The organism is Nocardia sp. NBC_01499, from assembly GCF_045040275.1.
GTDB lineage: Bacteria > Actinomycetota > Actinomycetes > Mycobacteriales > Mycobacteriaceae > Nocardia.
Window position 1 is genome coordinate 4040444 of record NZ_CP109426.1, and the last position, 20153, is coordinate 4060596.

Consider the following 20153-nt stretch of genomic DNA (forward strand, 5'->3'; position numbering starts at 1 on the left):
CATTATCTACTGTCTCAATACGTAGCAACGAGCTACACCTAGTCATCACGAGCGAGCTCGCCCAGCGCGGCTCGACACCTCGGGTCCTCCCTCATCGGCCCTGTGGTGTCGTCGTGTGCGGCATTCGGAGTGGACAACCATCCGCACCACCGCGCGCAACGGTCGACCTCCTTCGTGATCAGCCACCCTCGAGTCGGCGCCGGCACGGCGACTCGAGGGTGGTTTCATATCAAGCTTCGCCTCCTGCCATCCCCTGTGCGGAACGTCATACACCGCAATCACTTCCGCACCCTCGGCCGCCGGATACGTTGGCGCCCGATATAGTTCAGGGTGGTTGGCGTTAGGAAGCTCGATGAAGTTCACAGTTCAGCGGCTCGCTCTGATAGGGCTGGCCATCGCGACATTCATCGGACTGTCCTACTACTACGTGAACCGAGTCGAAACCCCGCAGGCGAACGCGACGTGCGGCACCGGATCCGCGCAGGCCTGCGCCAACGCCCAGGCCAGCATGCCGAGCCGCGACGCGCTCGCCATGCTCGACACCATCCGGGTGGCCGGTCGCGCCGCCAAAACCGGTTACACCCGTGAGCAATTCGGCACCGCCTGGACCGATGACGTGTCGGTTCCCGGCGGCCACAACAAGTGCGACACCCGCGACGACATCCTGCAGCGCGACATGACCGAGGTCGCCTTCAAGGACAACAGCAAGTGCGTCGTCGCCACCGGCACCCTGAACGACCCGTACACCAGCAAGGTCATCAAGTTCGTTCGCGGCCCGAAGACCTCCGACGACGTGCAGATCGACCACATCATCCCGCTGTCGGACGCCTGGCAGAAAGGCGCGCAACAACTTTCCGCGGCACGCCGCCAAGACCTGGCCAACGATCCATTGAACCTGCAGGCCGTCGACGGCCCGACCAATCAGTCCAAGAGCGACTCCGACGCCGCCAGCTGGCTGCCGCCGAACAAGGGCTACTGGTGCGTCTACCTGACCAGGCAGATCCAGGTCAAAGCGGCCTACCAGCTTTGGGTGACCCAGGCCGAGAAGGACGCCATGACACGGGAACTCAGCACCTGCCCCTGAAAACCGCTCAGGCCATGCTCACGACAACTTTGCCGAACGGGTTGTCGTCACGGAAGTAGCGATACGCCCGTACCGCCTCGTCCAGCGGGAACACCCGATCGATGAGCGGCCGCATGCGGTGCTCGCTGATCATCCGGTTCATCGCCTCGAAGTCGGTGCGACTGCCGACGGCGATCCGGCGGATCGACACATACTGCGAACCGAACACCTCGCCGACCGACTCGGCCACCGGTGCCCGCGCCGCGCCGATCATGGTGATCTGCGTGTTATATCCGCCGGACCGAACGGATTTCGACAGCGTCGGCAGTCCGACGGCGTCGACGACGTGCTCGACGCCGTCGCCGCCGGTCAGCTCCCGCACCGCCCGGTCCCAGTCCGGCGTCTCGGTCGAGACGATCACCTGGTCCGCCCCGAGCTTGCGCAGCCCGTCGGCCTTGCCAGGGCTGGAGGTGATCGAGAAGACCCGCGCACCAAGCATTTTGGCGTGCTGTATGGCGAACAGCGCGACAGTTCCGCTGCCGACCGTCAGCACCGTCTCACCTGACGCGACCGGCACCGGCTTCGTCAGTGCCGCCCACGCAACGACTCCCGCGCAGGTCAGGGTCGCCGCCTCCACATCGGTCAGGTGCGCGGGCACGTGCACCACCGAATCCTGTTCGACCACCGCGTAAGTGGCGAGCATCCCGTTGAAGTTCGCGCCGTACTGCTCGGCCGCCATGGCGAGCCGCTGCGGGCCGTCGATCCACCGGACGAAGTAGCTGGCGGTGATCCGATCGCCGAGCGCGGCCCGGGTCACGTTGTCGCCGAGGGCGATCACCTCGCCGACTCCGTCGGAGAGCGGGACGATCCCCGGCGTGGCGGGCAGCGGATAGACACCGTCCATCAGCATCAGATCGCGTCGATTGATCGACGCCGCCCGCACCCGGATCACGACCTGATCCGGGCCCGGCACCGGCACCTCTTGCGCCGCGCTGGTCAGACCCTCGAGCCCACGCATCGGATCAAGTTGGTACGCAACATCATTCATCGCACACCCACGATGTACTGGTGGTCGGACAGGATCCGGCCCTCGTTGTCGAGGCCGATGACCTCGAAGCCGCCGCCCGCGCCCGCGCCGTCGGCCTTGGCCACCATCGTCCAGCTCACCCCGATCAGCCCGGCGGGCAACCGGATCGGCGCCTCCTCGACCGCGAACTCGTACTCCCCCGATTCGATGAACATCTCGTAGGCCCGAGTCACCCTGCGGTCCAACGCATCATGGCCGCGCACCTCCAACGGCGGCATCGGGAACTGCAGCCGCTGCGCCTCTTTCCGCATCGGCACCGGCGGGTCGACCAGGGTCTGCGCACCGGTGGCCGCCCAGAGTTCCCTGATCTGCTTGCGCCGAGCCGCCGGGTCGGGCTCGTTCCACTGCGCCGCGTACTGCTCGGCGAAGCGGGCCAGTTCGCTGTCGTTCAGTTGTTTGCTCATGAAACAGAGCTTTGCGGCCGCGAGGATTTCGCGCGATTCCCGGCAGGGAATAGCCGAATCGCGTCCGAGCTGTTTGCTCATACCCTGCGCGGTATCGCGCTCCCGCCCAGCTCAGACAAGACTGAGGACATGACAACGGCGATAGCGGCACCGGGGTTCGCCCGAGAGCTGAAGTACTGGCGGACCCTGCGTCGGGTCAGCCAGCTCGACCTCGCGATCCGCGCGGACACCACGCAGCGGCATCTGAGTTTTCTGGAGCAGGGGCGTTCGCGACCGGGGCGCACCATGGTGGTGCGGCTCGCTGAGTCGCTCGATCTGTCGCTGCGGGAACGCAATGAGCTGCTGCTCGCTGCGGGGTATGCGCCCGCCTTTCCCGAGTCAGACTTGGACACACCGGAATTGGCTCCGGTGCGAGCGGCGCTGAAGACGATTCTGGACGGCCATCAGCCCTACCCGGCGATTGTCGTGCGGCCGCGCGGCGTCCTGCTCGCCGCCAACGCGGCGTTCGAGGTGCTCACCGAGGGCGCCGCGCCCGAGCTGCTGCGGTCGCCGATCAATGTGCTGCGCCTCGCATTACATCCCGAGGGCTTGGCCAGCCAGGTCGTGAACCTGCCCGAGTGGGGCAGGCACGTCACCGAGGCCTTGCGCGGGCGGGTGTCGCGCAGTCCCGATCCGGCCCTGGCCGAGTTGATCACCGAGCTGGAAGGTTATCTCCCGCAGGCCGAACCGGGCCCGGATCACCTCGGTTTCGCGGTGCCGCTGCGGCTGCGCAGCGCGGACGGGGAATTGCGGCTGATCACCACCCTCACCTCGTTCGCAACGGCCACCGACATCACCCTCGCCGAACTGCACCTGGAGGCCTTCCTTCCTGCCGACGAGCAGACGGCGGAAATTCTGCGCAAACGCGCGGCGCGGGACTAACGCCCGATCGAAATCAGTACGGCGCGCCGCCATTGGTGACGCGACCGACCTCCGGGTCTATACAAACAAGGCATCTTTCTCGTATCTTAAGCGAGCGCTCGTTCTCTACGTGAGGGATGACACAACCAATGAAGAATGTGTTCCGCGCCATCGTTTTTGCCGCCGTGCTGACCATCGGTTTCGGGCAGGCCGCCGCCGAGCCACTGCCACCGATGCCGCCCGATCAGAATCAGCTACCCGACCTGCCCAAGGAACCCGATATCTATCGGATGCTTCCGGTGCCCGACCCGGCGGGCGACGCCTGGTACCAACCGCCCGCGGACCTGGAGTCGCTGGCCAACGGGCAGATCATCCGGACCCGCGACGTCGGCACCTGGGTGCTCGGCATCCCGATGCCGCTGACCACGCGCCAGATTCTGTTCCGCACCACCGACTCTCGCGATCGGCCCGCGACCACCACGACCACCGTGCTGATCCCGGGAATTCCGTGGACGGGTAGTCCGCGCCCGATTTTGTCGTATCAGGAAGCGATCGACGGTAATTCGGCGCTGTGCAATCCCTCGTATACCTTGCGCGCGGGCGTCTTCAAGGAGATCACCCTGCTCGCGGGATTCCTGGCGCAGGGATTCGCGGTGGTGGTCACCGATTTCGATGGTTTCGACGGACACGAATTCCTCACCTTCGGCGAGGGAAAGATGGTGCTGGACGGGATCAGGGCCGCGAAGAACGAACCCTCGCTCGGTCTCGCCGATTCCGCGGCGGGCCTGTACGGCTATTCCGGCGGTGGCAGCGGCACGGCGCGCGCCGCCGAGATGCACCGCTCATATGCGCCGGATGTGCTCGTCCTCGGCTCGGCACAGGGCGGCGTGCCCGGCGACATGGTGTCGATCGCCCGCCAGAACATCACCCACGACCAGGGCTTCGCCAACTTCAGCGGACCGGCGAATTTCACTATGTGGCTTGCCCTTTCGAACCTGGCCTCGACCTACCCCGAGTCCTTCGACCCGAAGGAATTCCTGACCGAGGAAGGTCAGGCGCTGTTGTCGAATGTCGCGGGCAGGTGTGTCTACACGGCCGCGCTGACGGGCGCCTACCGCCCGGTGGCCGACTACCTGAAGCCGGGCAAGGGCCTCGATGATCCCGGTATCCACCAGATCCTGGTCGGACAGAGCCTCGGCCAGCCGCAGCACCTGCCCGATATGCCGGTGCTGATGTGGCATGCCATCTGGGACGAGCTGCTGACCTTCCCGTCCGCGATCAAGTCCACCGTGGATTCCTACTGGGCCAACGGCGTCGACCTGCGCTACTTCACCAACCCGCTGCCGGAACACGTGGTGGGCGATGTGACCGCGGTGCCCGTCGCCGAAACCTGGATCAGCGCGGTGCTGCGCGGCCTCTCCCCCGGTCCGAAGTTCCGCATCGGCATCTGAGGCACGCCTTGTGGTTTCCCGCGCCTCGCGACTTCGGGTGCGGGTGCGGGAAATCGACTACCAGGTGCGCGCGGCGGCGCGCAGGTGGGCGTGCACCAGGTCGACGTGGGGTTGGGTGACGGTGCCGGGGCGCCGGACCAGGAATCCGGTGTTGATCGGCGGATCCGGCGGGTCGAGCAAGGTGACCAGCGCACCCGAATCCAGTTGAGCCGCAACGAGATAACGTGGCAGCACGCTGATGCCCGCGCCCGCGACGACCGCTGCGGCGACCGCACGCAGATCCGAGACGATAACCGCCGCCTCGCCGGTCAACCGGATCCCGAAGACGTGCCGCCAGTACCGGCGCAGAATCGGCAGGTCCGGGGCGTAACTGACCAGCGGCTCCGCGACCAGCGCAGCCGGGCCCTCGGCGCGCAGCCGCACCGCGTCGATCCGTGCGGCCACGGCGGGCGCGGCGACCAGGACGAATTCCTCATCGGACAACGCCTCGGCGACCACGGTCCGGCCACGCGGGCGCACGGTCGACACCACCAGGTCGTAATGCCCCGCGCGCAGCCCGGCCAGCAGATCCTCGGAAAGTCCGGCACTCACGGTCAGCCGGACACCGTGCGCGATCAACGGCGCCAAGGCCGGAAGCGCTTGCACCGCAAGCATTTCCGCCGGACCGGCCAATCGGACGGGCGGCTGCGGTTCGAACTCGGCGGCAACCGACCGTCCGGCAACCACATTCAACGCGTCCAACGGTTCGGCGACCCGCGCGGCGAGTTCGGCGGCGGCCGCGGTCGGCGCTACCCCGCGCGGCAGCCGCTCGAACAACCGCTGCCCCAGCTTCTTCTCCAACGCCTGCAGCTGCGCGGTCACGGTCGGTTGCGACAGCCCGACCAGCCGCGCCCCGCCGGTGATGGACCCGGCCCGGTGCACGGCCAAGAAAGTGCGCAACTGATTCAGATCGAGACTGCCATCAGAATCTCTATCGCTCACGACTCCGCCTCACTGGCGCTCGACTCCGTCGTGCGCGATGCGCGCTGTGTCTTTGGTTCGCTCGCTGACGCTCGCTCACGACTCCGCCTCGCTGGCGCTCGACTCCATCGTGCGCGATGCGCGCTGTGTCTTTGGTTCGCTCGCTGACGCTCGCTCACGACGACATTCTATTGCTCCACCAATGGGGCAGCTCGGCTGCGCCATCTATGCGCCCTGCGGCTTCGAATACATACGGTGACCGGAACTGCCGGTCTATCCCCGCTATCGAAGGGAAACGCTTTGCGCATTGATCGCGCTCGAATCGCCGCACGCGGGATAGCGGCCGTTGGCGCCGTTGCCGGAGTCATGGGATTGTGCGCAGTCGGACAGGCCGGTGCCGCCGACCAGGACCTGATCCCGAAGGGCTCGTTCTCGATCCGCAATTCGGAAGAACACGGGTGCATCACCCGGGTCGTCGACAAGAAAACCCGCACCGCCACCCTGCGGTTGCAGGACTGCGACCCCAACAACGTCGAGCAGAGCTGGAGTGGCAAGAAGCTCGGTGGCGACCGATTCACCCTCCGCCACGTGAAAGCCAAGCAGTGCATGTCCTACTCGCCCGAGGGGGCAGGCCAGGACACCGTCTACACCCTCGGCGAATGCACCGCGGCGGTGGAATTCACCGGCGAGAAGAAGTACGACTCCGTGTGCTTCAAGGACCCGGACAAGTCCGGCGGCAAAACCGAACAGTTCTTCCTGTCGGGCAATCCGCAGCAAAACGGAGACCTCAAGCGGGACAACTCCGCCGGTTGCGATAACAGTCGCGCCGCCCGGTGGATTGTCTCAACGATCGCGGCCTGAGTTCGGCAGCGACCCGGGGCGGACACCGTGTCCGCCCCGGCCTTGCCTCACTTGGTCCGGACCGCGGCGAGCAATTCCGGCCCCTGGGTCGTCAGGCGCTGTTCGGCGATGCGAGCGCCGACCATGGCCGCGACGATGCCGGTGCCGATACCGACCGGGACCGCAAGCCATTCGAGTGCCGTCAGGTCGGTCAGTCGAGCCACCAACAGGATGATCAGCACCGGAATCGCCGCGAACAGCTGGCCGAGGAGCACCGTGAACTGGAGCAGCACCTTCGCACAGCCCGGGTTGCTTCCCGAACCGGAGAACGGATTCCCGGTGCGCTGCGGCACCGGATACGGCGCGAGCACCGACACCAGCATGGCCGCACCGGCACCGACGCCGATCGCGGCGGGCCAGAGCGAGAGCATGATCGGGTACAGGCTCCACCGGCCGAGCGCGCCCGGCAGGATCAGCGTCAGCAGCAGGGTCGGCACCCCGATCACGATCATCAGGGCCAGCTGGCGGCCTCGGACGTCCGCGCGCGCCGCGCCGGGGATGACCAGGGTCTGCCACACCGCGGTGCCGTCATAGCCGTAGAGGTTGGCACCGGCGAGCATGGCGAACGAGGCGGCGGTGACACCCGCGAACGGCACGGCACCTGTTCCCGAGCCCTGGAACGCGGGAAACACCGGCATCAGGATGCCGACCAGCAGCACCGGCAGCAGCGCGGCCCGGCGGCGGCTGTCCCGCGACCAGGTGCGCAACTCCTTGATCAGCACGGCGCCGACCGGGCCGCTCTGGCGCACCCGGCCGAGCAGTCCGCCGCCGGAGCTGCCCGCCACCGAATTCATCGGCGCGGCAAGCCGTCGAGCGAGCAGCACCGACCACGCTTGCCACAGCCCGAGCGAGAGCGCGGCGAGTGCGACCAGCGCAAGCACCGCGAGCAGCCAATTCCCCTGGGCCGCAGCCTGTACGGCGGCAGGTGCCCAACCGGACGGCAGCCAGCGCAGTGTCGATGCCACGCCGGGCGGCAGGTCGCGCAGCACACTCACATGCGACACCAGCCACGTGATCGGGTAGTAGGCGAGGCCGAGCAGTCCGGCCAGCAGGACGCCGATGTCTTTACCGCGCCGAGACCGCATCGCGGCCCCGACCCAGGCGAGCACCACCCGGGACAACAGCACAACGAACACCAGCTGCAGCACCACCCCGATCACCGCGACCACCGTTGCCGCCCAACCCAATTGCGCGGCGAGCACGATCAGCCCACCGAAGGCGATCAGGTTGATCACCGGCGCTGGCCCGGCGAACGCGGCGGCGAGCAGCCCGCTGGCCAGCTGCCGATTGCTGAGCGGAAGCAGCCGAAGATGCTCCGGTTGAATGGTCTCGTCACTGCTGCCGATCAGCACCGGGCCGGACAGCCAGCCGAGCGTCCAGATCCCGAAAATCGTTGCGGCGACGGTGATTCCCTGCGCGACGTCACCGTCGCGCACCGCGAACCCGATCAGCGCCGCCGTGACAACCGCGGCGACCGCGCCGACGAAGATGCCGATCACGAAGCTGACGCCCGACCAGCCCGTCAACGAACGCTTGGTGAGCAGCAGCCGCAACCGGATCAGGGTGCCAACCACGACAGCCCCTCCTCGCCACCGACGCGGCCACCGACGAGCCGAACGAAGGCCTCCTCCAACGTGGTTCCGGCGCGCACCTCGTCCAGCGTGCCCGCCGCCACCACCCGACCGCCGGTGATCACCGCGACCCGGTCGCACAGGTTTTCCACCAGCGCCATCACATGACTCGACAGCACCACCGCGCCACCGGCCGCGACGAAGCGCTGCAGGATGGTGCGAATCGTGCTGCCCGACACCGGATCCACCGCCTCGAACGGCTCGTCGAGGACGAGCAGTTTCGGCCCGTGCAGCAGCGCGGTCGCCAGGCCGATCTTCTTGCGCATGCCCGCGGAGTAGTCGACGACCAAAGTGCTTTCGGCACTGGTCAATTCGAAGACCGCGAGCAGCTCATCGGCGCGCTCGGCGACCGTGCTCTCCGGCATACCGCGCAAAAGACCGGTGTAGGTGAGCAATTCGCGGCCGGTGAGGCGTTCCGGTAGCGCGAGACCGTCCGGCAGCACGCCGACGAGTGTCTTCGCGCGGACCGGATCGGCCCACACGTCGGCGCCGAAGATCTCGGCCCTGCCACTGTCGGGTCGCAGCAGGCCGCAGGCCATCGACAGCGTCGTCGTCTTGCCCGCGCCGTTGGGGCCGACCAGGCCGAAAAAGGAGCCGGGCAGTACCGCCAGGCTCACGTTGTCGACGACCCACGGTCCGTCGAAACGTTTACACAGACCGGTCAGGTGCAGGGCGGGCTGGTGGTCAGGTTGCATTGTCCCCCGAAGTCCTTTCGCGTCGAATGTTCTCCAAGGGTACGGACCACCAGCCCGCGCGGTTCGAGCGGAATCAGACCGACACGGCGAGTTCCCGCTGCACCTGTGATTCCCAGTCGATCAGGTAGCGCTGCTCGGGGCCCATGGTTTTCTCCGGATTCATCATCTTCATCGCGACCGGGGCGAGCAGCTGCATCATTTTGCGGGCCACCGGGCCGAGCGTTTTGCTGTGATTGGTCTTCGCGGCACGGGCCGCGACAGCCTCCACCCGGCCGCGCCGCAGCCGCTCATAGGTCTCGAACGACGCTGTCGGCGACGGCATATCGCGCAGGCAGCGGGCCAGCTGAACGGCGCTCTCGATGGCGAGCGAGGCGCCCTGACCCGAACTGTTGGACGGCGCGTGCACCGAGTCACCCACCAGCACCATGCGGCCGCGGAACCAGTGCGGCACCGGCGGCATGATGTGCAGCGCCCCGGTCACTTCCAGCTGCGCCTCGGTGGTGCGCCTGGCGAATTCACCGCCGGGCGTGTCCTCGGCGTAGACCTCGCGCAGGATGCCGAGCCAGTGCGCCTTCGGGACGGCCCTCGCCGCGGTGAGCGACAGGTACTCCTTGTGCGGCAGGTTGGCGCCCCACAGCACCCGGCCCGCGCCGTACTGGCCGTAGAGGTAGTAGGCCTGCTTGCCGAAGGCGAAGGTCATGGTTCCCGGCTCGATGTCGCCGTCGTAGTCGATGAGCGCGCCGAAGCCGAGCATGCCGGTGTAGTCGGGGCCCGGCGCGTTCGGGTCGATCAGGTCACGCACCGTCGAACGGATGCCGTCGGCGCCGACCAGCACGTCGGCGGTGGCCGTGCTGCCGTCGGTGAACCGGGCGGTGATGCCTGATTCGTCCTCGACCACGTCGACCAGTCGCTTGTTGTATTCGAACGGCACACCGGCGGCGACCGCGTGATCGTGCAGTACCTGATGCAGCTCGCCACGATCGACCAGTTGCAGCGGCGGCAGACCGGGCAGGCCGGGCAGGGACAGGTGCTTGCCGTTGATGGACATGCCCATCGTGTGAATCGGCAGCGCGATATCGCGGACCGCGTCGCCCGCGCCGATAACGTCAAGGGCGGCAAGGCCATTCGGTGCGAGCGCGAGCCCGCTGCCGATGTTGTAGGACGAGCCGGGGTACGCCTCGTAGACGCTGGCGTCGATGCCTGCCTTGCGCAGGGCGGTCGCGGCGACCGGTCCGGCGATGCCGCCGCCGATGACCAGTGCGGTTCTTACTTGTGACATGGGTGTCTCCAGGTTTGTGTGTTGCGGGTGTTTTCGAATCCCCGAACCAACCCATGCAGTACGCACCCAGTTATCCTGTGGTTGCCAGCCTTGTAGCCGGGTGCGCGCATGCGGGCGCGGTTCGAGACTGTTCAATCGGGCTCGGCGGCGGTGTTGCCGCACCCCGCCGAGCCTGGTCTCGCTATCAGGACGGTTCCGGTTCGGCCATCCCCCTTTCCACGGTGTCGATGACTTCGGCGATCGACAGGTTCTCGGCGTGTACCCGCCGCCACCAGTCCACCTCCGGGAACGTGCCGTCGGCGATTTCGTCGCGGAACGAACGTGCCCATGCCGCTTCGGCGTTCAGCATCGCCAGCGTGAATTCGGATTCGACGATGAACAGCCGAGGTAGCCCCATGGCGGTGACCTTGTCGACTTCCGCGCGCGCACCGTCGATGATGTGACGCAACGCGTCGATGCGCTTGTCGAGCAGCTCGACGACGTCGTCAGGAGGCAGCACCGAGACAATGGAAAGCCCCGCGATGAACCGGTGTTGCTCCGGTTCCGGCACGGCGACCAATTCCCTTGTCCAGTCGATGAGTTCGGCTCGTCCCGCTTCGGTCAGCTGATAGATCACCCGCTCCGGCCGCGCGCCGTCCCGCTCGCTGCCGACGATCTCCAGGTAGCCGACCTTCTCGAGGTTCTGCACGACGGTGTAGAGCGAGCCCCACTTGATGTCCATGTCGTGCTCTTTGCCGCGCTGACGCAGCGCCTGCGCGATCTCGTAACGATGCTTCGGCCGGTCGATCATCGCGGAGAGCACCGCGAGCGCGAGCAGGTTGTTCACCTTGCGCTTGGTCGCCATCACACCTCCTTACTCGTCTACGAATATACGTGCACGAGTATTCGTAGCGCAAGGGTGTTGCGCGACTGTAGTGCGGGTGGATTCAGGCGCGGGCGGGTTCGTGCTCGCCGGCCTCTTCCTCGAGCAGCTTGGCGGCGAGGCTGTCCAAGGCCTGGTCGAACAGCGCGCGATCGGCGGGATCGTCGTTGTTCCAGTCGTCGAGCCTGCTGTCGAGCCACCGGCGCCAGGCGGCCTTGACCCGGTCCAACTCGGCCTGGCCCTGGTCGGTCAGTCGCAGCCCACGGCCGTCGTCGATGAGGTAGCCCTTGTCGGCCACCCGGCGGTAGATCGGCGCGAGCACGTCGTCGGGCAGCTTGTGCGCCCTGGCGACCGCGTCGAGCGTGGCCCCGCCCTTGACGCGGTCGCGCAGGTAGACCTGACCGAGCGCCCATGCCTCGCCGCGACTCAGCGTGCTGCCCGCGTCCGCGAGGATGCGCGGACCGATCGGGCCCTCGGCGTGCTCCTTGCGCAGGCTTCCGGCGATGGCCCGCTCCAGATGCACCACCCGGTCCGCGGAGTCGGGCACCGAAAAGCCCTCGCCCACATCACCCGCACCCGTTCGGGCACTGTCGCGCAGCGGCACTTCTTTGAGGAACCAGGCGACCACGAAACCGACGAGCGCCACCGGCACCACCCACACGAAGACGTGGTCGATGGTGTTGGCATAGGCGTCGACGATGGGCGCGGACACCTCCTCGGGCACCGCCTGCAAGGCCTGCGGATTCGCCGCGACCTCCGGGGGCACCACCTTCACCTGAACCAGCGCCTCGCGTAGGTTCGGGCCGATCTCGTTGCTGTACAACGTGCCGAAAATCGCTGTGCCGAAGGTACTTCCGAGGGTGCGGAAGAAGGTGACGCCGGAGGTCGCGGTGCCGAGTTGCGCGTACGGCACGGTGTTCTGCACGACGATGGTGAGCACCTGCATGGTCAGGCCGATGCCGAGGCCGAGCACCATCATGTACAGCGATTCTTCCCAGAAGCCGGTGTCGCGGCCCATGGTCGACATCAGGTACAGCCCGAGCGCCATCACCAGCGTGCCGACGATCGGGAAGTACCGGTAGTGGCCGGTCTTGCCGACCACCTGGCCGGACAGGATCGAGGTGACCAGCAGCCCGACCACCAGCGGCAGCGACCGCACGCCGGACATGGTCGCCGAAACTCCGTCCACGTATTGCAGATACGCGGGCAGATAGGTGATCGATCCGAGCATGGCGAAGCCGCAGATGAAGCTGAGGATCGAGCAGACCGTGAACACCCTGCTGCGGAACAACCCCATCGGCAGCATGGGTTCCTCGGCCCGCAGCTCGATCACCACGAACGCCGCGAACAGCACTATCGACGCCGCGAACAGGCCGAGGATCATCGACGAGCCCCACGGATACTCCTGCCCGCCCCACTCGAGCCCAAGGATGAGGGTAGAAACCGCGACGGCGACAAGCCCGATGCCCGCGTAGTCGATGACCGGCTTGATCACCGCGCGCACCCGGGGAATGGTGCGGGCCGACATCACGATCATCAGGATCGCGATGGGCACGTTGACGTAGAAGCACCAGCGCCAGCTCGCGTGGTCGGTGAACAATCCGCCGAGCGTCGGCCCGATCACCGTGGTGACGCCGAAAACCGCGCCGAGCGCGCCCTGATACTTACCGCGCTGACGCAGCGGGATGGTGTCGGCGATGAGCGCCATCGCGGTGACCATCAGCCCGCCGCCGCCGAAGCCCTGGATGGCGCGGGCGGCGATCAGCAGCGTCATGCCGTTCGCCAGGCCGGCGATCATCGAGCCGACGATGAAGATCAACGCGCTGAGCTGGAAGATCAGCTTGCGGCCGAACAGATCGCCGAGCTTGCCTGCCAGCGCGGTGGCCACCGCCTCGGCGAGCAGATAGGCCGTGACCACCCAGGCCATATGCCCGGCCTCGCCCAGATCGGCGACGATCGTCGGCAGCGCGGTGGACACGATCGTCTGATCGAGTGCCGCGAGCAACATACCGAGCACGATCGTGGCGAACACTATGTTGATCTTCGCCCGGCTCATCGGCTCGGGGGCTTTCTCGGCGACAGCGACTGCACCGGTCATTGATTCAGTATGGTCTTGATCCGCCGAACTGTCCGTCCAGCGACACGGCAGCGACCCGGTCGACTATGCGGACGGGTACCGGGCCGCGGCTGGTCGGCTACACCGTGTGCGGATCGGGAACTTCCACCAGCGACAGTGCGATCGGCACCAGCAGGTCCACCAGTTCGCCGACCGGGGGGCGCGGATCGGCGAGCACCCATTCGTGGGCGAGTCCGTTGATCGCGCCGATGAGAGCGCTTGCGCCCCAAGCACTTCCGCCGCGAATCCGGGCGCCTGGCGCCACCGTCGGCACCAGCGCGGTGTCCAGCATCGCGGCCCACGCGTGCCGTCGCTCGCGGCGGTGTCGCTCCATCCGGTCGCTGACGCCGACCACCTCGATGAAGGCGACCTTGGCGCGATACGGGTCGGCGCCGATCGAGCCGAGATAGGCCGAGACCATCGCGGTCATCGCCGCCGCCATAGCCGCCGTGACCAGGCGTTCGCCGCGTTCCAGCAACCAACTGGCAGCGGACGCCGAGTGAACTGTGCGTGCGCGCGGTGTGATCTGCGGCGGGCAGATAGCGTTCCCCGTGGTGCACTGTTGTGATCTCTACCGACTGTGGTCTCTCGCGGTTGTGATCTCCAGCGACGCCGAGTGACAGGAATCACCTCCGTCTGAGACACTCGTCAGCAGACCGAGGGGAAACGCTTCCCCAGAAACTTACTCCAGAGTAAGGTTAATTCATGGCGTGGAAACCTACTGAAATCCCGGATCAGACCGGACGCACCTTCGTGATCACCGGAGCGAACGGCGGGTTAGGCGCGGTGACCACCGAGGTCCTCGCGGCCAACGGCGCGACCGTCATCATGGCCTGCCGCAACGCGGCCAAGGCCAAGGCGGTCGCCGACGGCATCAGCGGCGACGTCCGCGTGGCCGAGCTGGACCTGTCCGATCTTGCGTCGGTCCGCAAGTTCGCCGACGAGCAGGCCGAGTTCGACGTGCTGATCAACAATGCCGGGCTGATGAACGTCCCGTTCTCGCGAACCAAGGACGGCTTCGAGACCCAGTGGGGCGTCGACCACCTCGCCCACTACGCGCTGACCGGGCTGCTGCTCGACCGCATCCGCGACCGGGTGGTGACGCTGGCCAGCATCGCGCACAAGCAGACCCCGAAGCTGTGGATCGACGATCTCAACTACGAGAACCGTCGCTACCAGCGCAATCTCGCCTACGCGCAGGCCAAGCTGTCGAACCTGATGTTCGCGCGGGAACTCCAGCGCCGACTTGCCGAATCCGGTTCGAGCAAGCGGTCTTACGGGGTGCACCCCGGCGTCTCGGCCACCGATCTGTTCGCCAGGACCGAGACACCGATCGACCGGATCATCAAGCCGTTCGTCGCGATCATCGGCCATCCGCCGAAGAAGGCCGCGCACTCCTCGCTGTTCGCCGCCACCATGCCCGATGCCGATCCCGAGGTCTACTGGGGCCCGCGCCGGTTCTTCCAGACCCAGGGTCCGGTGGAGTCGTCGCCGTCGAGCCGGCTGTCCAAGAACAAGGAACTGTGGAAGCGGCTCTGGGAGGAATCCGAGCGGCTGACCGGCGTCACCTACAAGTTCTGAGCCTGCCGACCCGCCCGCGCGATGCGGGCGGGTCGTCGCGCGCCCTACTCAGCGCGCGCACAGCCGTGTTCAGACCGTCGACCTGCTCCTACGGACCGTGTAGTAGACGGGTACCGTAGTAGCCGTGTCCGCTTCACCCCGCCGCTCGGCACACAATCGCCCGGCCCTCATCGCGCTGGTGATCGTCGCTGCGCTCGGCTGCCTGGCGCTGGCGTGGTGGCAGTGGGAGCGGTTCGAATCGTCGAGCGGCACCGGACAGAATCTGGGATACGCGCTGCAGTGGCCGTTGTTCGCGGCGTTCGCGGTGTTCGCCTATTTCCGGTTCGTCCGGCTGGAACAAGAGGCCGAGGACAGCGAGCAGCCCGGCGATAAGCCCCGTCCCGCGCCGAAAGCTGTTGCGCCGCGCGAGATTCCGGCCGGGCTGCTGCCCGAGCGGCCGAAGGCGGTGCGCGAGGAAGACCCGGCGCTCACCGAATACAACCAGTATCTGGCCGCACTGCACGCCAAAGATATTGATGATCAGGTCCGCGAAGCGGGCCTGCACGCCCGCGACACCGAGAGGAGCGCCGGTTGACCGCCAGCGAGAATTCCACCGAGAGCACTGCGGCACCGGCCACCGAGAGCACCCTGGCACCGGCGCCGACCAGCGGAACCAGCACCGCCAAGATCAAATCCGCGCTGCTGCGCTACCGCACGCTTGCCTGGGTCACCGGCCTCTGGCTGCTGCTGCTCACCGCCGAGATGATCGCCAAATACGGCTTCGGCGTGCACACCCCGAACTGGATCGCGGTCGTGCACGGCTGGGTGTACTTCGTGTACCTGCTGGTCACCGCCGATCTCGCGGTGAAGGTGCGCTGGCCGGTGCTGCGCACCGTCGGCACCCTGCTCGCAGGCACCATCCCGCTGCTGTCGTTCTTCGTCGAGCACGTCAACGCGAAGAAGGTCAAGGAAGACTTCGGCGTCTAGTCCCAAGCGCCGCACCATTTTTGATTTCCTGCACCCGGAATTGCCTGCGATTCCCGGTGCGGGACATCAGAAATGGTGCGGCTCTGCTTTTTAGGAACAGCTGGGGTCAACGCGCGGGCCAGGTCAGCTTTCGGCAAGCTCCGAGAGCGCTGGGAGCAGCTGAGTGAGCGCGCGGCCTCGGTGCGAGACCGCGTCCTTCTCGGCGGGAGTCAGCTGTGCGGCGGAGGTGTCGCCGCCCTCGGGGATGAACAGCGGATCGTAACCGAAACCGCCGTCCCCCAACGGTTTCCGGCCGACCGCGCCCGGCCATTCGCCCCGCACAACGATTTCCGCGCCATCGGGCACGACCAACGCGCAGGTCGAGACGAACCGCGCACCGCGCCGCTCGTCCGGCACATCGCCGAGCTGCGCGAGCAGCAGCGCGTTGTTGGCCGCGTCGTCGCCGTGCCGACCAGACCAGCGCGCGGACAGCACACCGGGCATGCCGTTGAGCGCGTCCACCTCGATGCCGGAATCGTCTGCGACACAGGCCAATCCGGTGGCGACAGCACCGTCACGGGCCTTGGCGAGCGCGTTCTCCTCGAACGTCGCGCCGGTCTCCGGCGCCTCGTCGTAGGCGGGCACGTCGTCGAGCCCGACGATCTCGACGCCGGCGATACCCGCCTCGGCCAGGATGCGCCGCAACTCGTTCAACTTCTTGGCATTGCGGCTTGCCACCAGCACCCGACGCGCCATCGGCTACTTCTTCTTCGACTCGGACGGCTCCGGAAGCACACCGGGATACGGCAGCGCCAGCGCCTCCTTCTGGATCGCGAAGATCTGCTCGCAGCCGGCCAGCGCGGAGTCGAGCATCTTGTCCAGGGTGGAGCGCGGGAAGGTGGCGCCCTCGCCGGTGCCCTGGATCTCGACCAGGGTGCCGGTATCGGTGGCGACCACGTTCATGTCGACCTCGGCGCGCGAATCCTCTTCGTAGGGCAGGTCGAGGCGCACCCGGCCGTCGACGACGCCGACACTCACCGCGGCGATCGCGCAGGAGATCGGCTGCGGGTCGGCGAGCACGCCCTTGGCGGCCAGGTAGGTGACCGCGTCGACGAGGGCTACGTAGGCGCCGGTGATGGCGGCGGTCCTGGTGCCGCCGTCGGCCTGCAGCACGTCGCAGTCGATCGCGATGGTGTTCTCGCCGATGGCGGCCAGGTCGATGCAGGCACGCAGCGATCGGCCGATCAGCCGGCTGATCTCCTGGGTGCGGCCGCCGACCTTGCCCTTCACCGACTCGCGTCCGCTGCGGGTGTGCGTTGCCGCGGGCAGCATCGCGTATTCGGCGGTGACCCAGCCGAGTCCGGAGTCGCGACGCCACGGCGGCACGCCCTCGGTCACGCTCGCGGTGCACATCACCCGCGTCTGACCGAACTCGACCAGCACCGAACCGGCTGGATGCGTGGTGAATCCACGGGTGATCTTTACCTCGCGGAGTTCGTCGTCCGCCCTGCCATCGGCTCGTCTAGACACGCGCAGAGCTTAACTGCCGCGCTGCGTTGGATTTGCGGCACCTGCGGTGCCGCGTGTTCGCGGCTCGCAAAACTCGCGCGTGATGGCTGGTGGGGTGTGGAACAGCAGTGCCGGTCAGAGATCGAAGGTCTCGCCAGGGGCGACCGCGTGTACGGGTCCGGAGAATTGCGCCTTGGCCTCGGCGATGACGTCCTCGCGGGAGGTCCACGGCGGAATGTGGGTGAGCAGCAGTTCCTTGGCGCCTGCCTCGGCGGCGATCATGCCCGCCTCGGTGCCCGAAAGATGAATGCCCGGTGGACGATTCGCCGGATCGTGGGTCCAGGACGCCTCGGCCATCAGGATGTCGGCGCCCCGGGCGAGTTCGTGGACCGAGTCGCACATCGCGGTGTCGCCGGTGTAGACGAAAGTTCGTCCGGCGGCGGTGACGATCCGCAGGCCGTAGGACTCGGGCGGGTGGAACATCCGGCGCGCCGACACGGTGTGGCCGGGCCCGAATTCGATCTGTTCGCCGACGGTCCACGGCCGGTGGTCGATCACGTCGGACCAGTCGTCGCATTCGCCGCCGATCTCGGCCGAGGCATTACCGATGCGCAGCGCGCTGTCCGACGGCCCGCGCACGATGGCCCGGCCGGTCGGCGGGGTCGGGTGGTAGCGCCGCCAGACCAGCAGGCCGGGCAGATCGAGGCAGTGATCGGCGTGCAGGTGGGTGAGGAAGATGTCGACCTCGCCGGGATCGGCGTAGCGCTGCAGCGCGCCGAGCACGCCGGGCCCGAAATCGATGACCACGGGCGTCATATCCGGCCCGGTCAGCAGATAGCCCGACGCTGGGGAGTCCGGGCCGGACACGCTGCCCGAGCACCCGAGGACGGTGAGGCGCATTCCCCCATGCTGCCACGACGAATTTGCGCTCAAGAAACTGTCCCCCACATTTCTCGACGGGCCGCAGAATCACCGTGGCGACGCAATGACCCCGGCCTGATCCCCGCGACGATTTCGGCGTGCATCACCAGAGAGTACCCAGCCTGCGAGGAGTCCACCCATCGCCCCGAAAAGATGGCCCTGCCAAGAGATTCCAGGTTGGCCGGGTAATACACCCCACAGCACAGACCCGTAGATGGCCAAAACCACCAATCCGAGCACGATCTGCCCGATGTTGCGAGTGAACCAGCCGCGCGAGATCAGGAACGTCAACCAGCCGAATACCAGGACCGACGCGCCGAGGTGCACGCTGCCGGAACCGCCGGTCAGCCAGGTGCCGACACCGGCCACGATCCAGACGATCGCGGTGGCGGCCAGGCCACGGCCGATACCCGCCAGCAGCGCGAGGAAGCCGAGTACCAGGACGGGAAGGGTGTTGCCGATCAGATGGGGCCAGCCCGCGTGCAGGACCGGGGCGAACAGAATGCCGGGGAGCCCGTCGGCCTCGCGCGGATGGATGCCCGCGTTGTCGAGTTGATTGTGGTCGAGGACGTCGACGCCTTCGATGCCGTAGAGCAGCACGACGAAACCGGCGATGAGCACACCGGCGCGCAACCACAATTGTTTGACGGCGGCGAAGTTGTTCGTCTTCGCCGGAACACTCGCCGCCGGCCGCGGCGCCGACGCGCCAGGCTTGTCCAATTGGGCACGGATCGCCGCGATCCGATCAGGGTCGAATGACGAACCGATTCCCGAACCGCCGGTCATCGCAGCCTCCTCGTCGAGCAGGGGTAACGACGGTTCGCTAGTTCAGGGACGAGCCGTCATCCCGCTATTCCGAGCGTACCGGCGCGGACGCGTTCGAGCGCTATGCCCAGAGCTGGCCGTCGAGGCGTTCCTCGGCTTCTTCGAGGGTGCCGTCGTACGCGCCGGTCGACAGGTACTTCCAGCCGCCGTCGGCGACCACGAACGCGATGTCGCCGCGCTTGCCCGCCTTCGCGACCTTGCGGGCCACGCCGAGCGCGGCGTGCAGGATCGCGCCGGTCGAAATGCCCGCGAAAATGCCCTCTTCGGAAACCAGTTCGCGGGTGCGTTTGACCGCGTCGAACGGGCCGACCGAGAAACGGGTGGTCAGCACCGACTCGTCGTACAACTCGGGAATGAAGCCCTCATCGATATTGCGCAATCCGTAGACCAGCTCGCCATAGCGCGGCTCGGCGGCGACGATCTCGATATCGGGCACCTTCTCGCGCAGAAAACGCCCGGTGCCCATGAGCGTTCCGGTAGTACCGAGGCCAGCGACGAAATGCGTGATCTCCGGCAGGTCGGCCAGGATTTCCGGGCCGGTGGTCTCGTAATGCGCCAGCGCGTTGGCGGGGTTGCCGTACTGGTACAGCATCACCCAGTCCGGGTTCTCGGCGGCGATCCGCTTGGCCAGCGCGACCGCCTGATTGGAGCCGCCCGCGGCCGGGGAATCGATGATCCGCGCGCCGAACATGGTGAGCAGCTGACGCCGCTCCACCGAGGTGTTCTCCGGCATCACACAGACCAGCCGGTAGCCCTTGAGCTTGGCGGCCATGGCCAGCGAGATGCCGGTGTTGCCGCTGGTGGGTTCCAGGATCGTGCAGCCGGGAGTCAGCAGGCCATCGGCCTCGGCCTGTTCGATCATCCGCAGCGCAGGACGGTCCTTGATGGAACCGGTCGGGTTGCGATCCTCCAGCTTGGCCCATAGCCGCACGTGATCGTCGCCGTCCCACTGCGGGGACAGCGTGCGCAGGCCGACCAGCGGCGTGTTGCCGAGGGTCGCGATCAGCGATTCATAACGCGCCAC

General features: G+C 67.1%; 21 protein-coding genes. 7 read left to right on the forward strand and 14 right to left on the reverse strand.

The window, feature by feature from the left end; genetic code table 11:
- Positions 1–352: 352 nt before the first annotated feature.
- Positions 353–1084 carry an HNH endonuclease family protein gene (locus OG203_RS18620; RefSeq protein WP_405166926.1) on the forward strand — a complete coding sequence of 244 codons (732 nt, stop codon included), beginning with the start codon at positions 353–355 and terminating at the stop codon, positions 1082–1084.
- Between the two features lie 7 nt (positions 1085–1091).
- On the opposite strand, the gene OG203_RS18625 is transcribed toward OG203_RS18620, so the two are convergent.
- Complete coding sequence (locus OG203_RS18625; protein WP_405166927.1) at positions 1092–2111, reverse strand: NAD(P)-dependent alcohol dehydrogenase; 1020 nt, start codon at positions 2109–2111, stop codon at positions 1092–1094.
- Positions 2108–2554 (reverse strand): hypothetical protein, encoded by a 447-nt coding sequence (locus tag OG203_RS18630; protein ID WP_405166928.1) that lies wholly within the window; start codon positions 2552–2554, stop codon positions 2108–2110. Before OG203_RS18630 ends, OG203_RS18625 begins: the two co-directional genes overlap by 4 nt.
- A 129-nt stretch (positions 2555–2683) precedes the next feature.
- Here OG203_RS18630 and OG203_RS18635 point away from each other — a divergent pair, with 129 nt between their 5' ends.
- Positions 2684–3475 (forward strand): helix-turn-helix domain-containing protein, encoded by a 792-nt coding sequence (locus OG203_RS18635; protein WP_405166929.1) that lies wholly within the window; start codon positions 2684–2686, stop codon positions 3473–3475.
- 128 nt (positions 3476–3603) lie between these two features.
- The gene (locus OG203_RS18640; protein WP_405166930.1) at positions 3604–4905 is read left to right on the forward strand and encodes a lipase family protein; all 1302 of its coding nucleotides are present in this window, start codon (positions 3604–3606) and stop codon (positions 4903–4905) included.
- 57 nt (positions 4906–4962) lie between these two features.
- On the opposite strand, the gene OG203_RS18645 is transcribed toward OG203_RS18640, so the two are convergent.
- Positions 4963–5886, reverse strand: a complete 924-nt coding sequence (locus OG203_RS18645) for a LysR family transcriptional regulator (protein ID WP_405166931.1) — start codon at positions 5884–5886, stop codon at positions 4963–4965.
- A 279-nt stretch (positions 5887–6165) separates the two neighbouring features.
- Between OG203_RS18645 and OG203_RS18650 the strand changes: the two genes are divergently transcribed.
- Positions 6166–6726 carry a hypothetical protein gene (locus OG203_RS18650; protein WP_405166932.1) on the forward strand — a complete coding sequence of 187 codons (561 nt, stop codon included), beginning with the start codon at positions 6166–6168 and terminating at the stop codon, positions 6724–6726.
- 47 nt (positions 6727–6773) lie between these two features.
- On the opposite strand, the gene OG203_RS18655 is transcribed toward OG203_RS18650, so the two are convergent.
- The 6 genes from OG203_RS18655 to OG203_RS18680 form a co-directional block, all read right to left on the reverse strand.
- On the reverse strand, positions 6774–8339 hold the full coding sequence (locus OG203_RS18655; protein ID WP_405166933.1) for a hypothetical protein: 1566 nt from the start codon (positions 8337–8339) through the stop codon (positions 6774–6776).
- Positions 8324–9091 carry an ABC transporter ATP-binding protein gene (locus OG203_RS18660; RefSeq protein ID WP_405166934.1) on the reverse strand — a complete coding sequence of 256 codons (768 nt, stop codon included), beginning with the start codon at positions 9089–9091 and terminating at the stop codon, positions 8324–8326. The genes OG203_RS18655 and OG203_RS18660 overlap by 16 nt, the downstream gene beginning before the upstream one ends.
- A 73-nt stretch (positions 9092–9164) precedes the next feature.
- Complete coding sequence (locus OG203_RS18665; RefSeq protein ID WP_405166935.1) at positions 9165–10370, reverse strand: FAD-dependent monooxygenase; 1206 nt, start codon at positions 10368–10370, stop codon at positions 9165–9167.
- A 184-nt stretch (positions 10371–10554) separates the two neighbouring features.
- Positions 10555–11214 carry a PadR family transcriptional regulator gene (locus OG203_RS18670; RefSeq protein WP_405166936.1) on the reverse strand — a complete coding sequence of 220 codons (660 nt, stop codon included), beginning with the start codon at positions 11212–11214 and terminating at the stop codon, positions 10555–10557.
- 82 nt (positions 11215–11296) lie between these two features.
- Positions 11297–13330, reverse strand: a complete 2034-nt coding sequence (locus OG203_RS18675; protein ID WP_405166937.1) for a DHA2 family efflux MFS transporter permease subunit — start codon at positions 13328–13330, stop codon at positions 11297–11299.
- A 97-nt stretch (positions 13331–13427) separates the two neighbouring features.
- Positions 13428–13778 carry a TetR family transcriptional regulator C-terminal domain-containing protein gene (locus tag OG203_RS18680; protein ID WP_405166938.1) on the reverse strand — a complete coding sequence of 117 codons (351 nt, stop codon included), beginning with the start codon at positions 13776–13778 and terminating at the stop codon, positions 13428–13430.
- Positions 13779–14053: 275 nt separating this feature from the next.
- On the opposite strand from OG203_RS18680, the gene OG203_RS18685 reads away from it, so the two are divergent.
- From OG203_RS18685 to OG203_RS18695, 3 genes are all read left to right on the forward strand, one after another.
- Positions 14054–14929 carry an oxidoreductase gene (locus tag OG203_RS18685; protein ID WP_405166939.1) on the forward strand — a complete coding sequence of 292 codons (876 nt, stop codon included), beginning with the start codon at positions 14054–14056 and terminating at the stop codon, positions 14927–14929.
- Positions 14930–15053: 124 nt separating this feature from the next.
- On the forward strand, positions 15054–15503 hold the full coding sequence (locus OG203_RS18690; protein WP_405166940.1) for a transcriptional regulator: 450 nt from the start codon (positions 15054–15056) through the stop codon (positions 15501–15503).
- Positions 15504–15556: 53 nt separating this feature from the next.
- Complete coding sequence (locus OG203_RS18695) at positions 15557–15895, forward strand: DUF3817 domain-containing protein (RefSeq protein WP_405167908.1); 339 nt, start codon at positions 15557–15559, stop codon at positions 15893–15895.
- A gap of 123 nt (positions 15896–16018) precedes the next feature.
- Here the strand turns inward: OG203_RS18695 and rdgB are convergent, their stop codons facing one another.
- From rdgB to OG203_RS18720, 5 genes are all read right to left on the reverse strand, one after another.
- The gene (gene rdgB / locus OG203_RS18700) at positions 16019–16630 is read right to left on the reverse strand and encodes an RdgB/HAM1 family non-canonical purine NTP pyrophosphatase (protein ID WP_405166941.1); all 612 of its coding nucleotides are present in this window, start codon (positions 16628–16630) and stop codon (positions 16019–16021) included.
- A 3-nt stretch (positions 16631–16633) separates the two neighbouring features.
- Positions 16634–17404, reverse strand: a complete 771-nt coding sequence (gene rph, locus OG203_RS18705) for a ribonuclease PH (protein ID WP_405166942.1) — start codon at positions 17402–17404, stop codon at positions 16634–16636.
- Positions 17405–17518: 114 nt separating this feature from the next.
- Positions 17519–18283, reverse strand: a complete 765-nt coding sequence (locus OG203_RS18710) for a cyclic nucleotide-degrading phosphodiesterase (RefSeq protein ID WP_405166943.1) — start codon at positions 18281–18283, stop codon at positions 17519–17521.
- Between the two features lie 69 nt (positions 18284–18352).
- On the reverse strand, positions 18353–19090 hold the full coding sequence (locus OG203_RS18715) for a rhomboid family intramembrane serine protease (RefSeq protein ID WP_405166944.1): 738 nt from the start codon (positions 19088–19090) through the stop codon (positions 18353–18355).
- A gap of 100 nt (positions 19091–19190) precedes the next feature.
- A complete protein-coding gene (locus OG203_RS18720; protein ID WP_405166945.1) occupies positions 19191–20153 on the reverse strand; it encodes a PLP-dependent cysteine synthase family protein in 963 nt (320 codons plus the stop codon).

Excerpts from the sequence above, each read along its gene's own strand:
- OG203_RS18660 (WP_405166934.1), bottom strand. The coding sequence starts at position 9,091 with ATGCAACCTGACCACCAGCCCGCCCTGCACCTGACCGGTCTGTGTAAA.
- OG203_RS18640 (WP_405166930.1), top strand. The coding sequence starts at position 3,604 with ATGAAGAATGTGTTCCGCGCCATCGTTTTTGCCGCCGTGCTGACCATC.
- OG203_RS18680 (WP_405166938.1), bottom strand. The coding sequence starts at position 13,778 with ATGACCGCGATGGTCTCGGCCTATCTCGGCTCGATCGGCGCCGACCCG.
- OG203_RS18685 (WP_405166939.1), top strand. The coding sequence starts at position 14,054 with ATGGCGTGGAAACCTACTGAAATCCCGGATCAGACCGGACGCACCTTC.
- OG203_RS18620 (WP_405166926.1), top strand. The coding sequence starts at position 353 with ATGAAGTTCACAGTTCAGCGGCTCGCTCTGATAGGGCTGGCCATCGCG.
- OG203_RS18670 (WP_405166936.1), bottom strand. The coding sequence starts at position 11,214 with ATGGCGACCAAGCGCAAGGTGAACAACCTGCTCGCGCTCGCGGTGCTC.
- OG203_RS18665 (WP_405166935.1), bottom strand. The coding sequence starts at position 10,370 with ATGTCACAAGTAAGAACCGCACTGGTCATCGGCGGCGGCATCGCCGGA.
- rdgB (WP_405166941.1), bottom strand. The coding sequence starts at position 16,630 with ATGGCGCGTCGGGTGCTGGTGGCAAGCCGCAATGCCAAGAAGTTGAAC.
- OG203_RS18625 (WP_405166927.1), bottom strand. The coding sequence starts at position 2,111 with ATGAATGATGTTGCGTACCAACTTGATCCGATGCGTGGGCTCGAGGGT.
- OG203_RS18675 (WP_405166937.1), bottom strand. The coding sequence starts at position 13,330 with ATGACCGGTGCAGTCGCTGTCGCCGAGAAAGCCCCCGAGCCGATGAGC.
- OG203_RS18710 (WP_405166943.1), bottom strand. The coding sequence starts at position 18,283 with ATGCGCCTCACCGTCCTCGGGTGCTCGGGCAGCGTGTCCGGCCCGGAC.
- OG203_RS18715 (WP_405166944.1), bottom strand. The coding sequence starts at position 19,090 with ATGACCGGCGGTTCGGGAATCGGTTCGTCATTCGACCCTGATCGGATC.
- OG203_RS18630 (WP_405166928.1), bottom strand. The coding sequence starts at position 2,554 with ATGAGCAAACAACTGAACGACAGCGAACTGGCCCGCTTCGCCGAGCAG.
- OG203_RS18635 (WP_405166929.1), top strand. The coding sequence starts at position 2,684 with ATGACAACGGCGATAGCGGCACCGGGGTTCGCCCGAGAGCTGAAGTAC.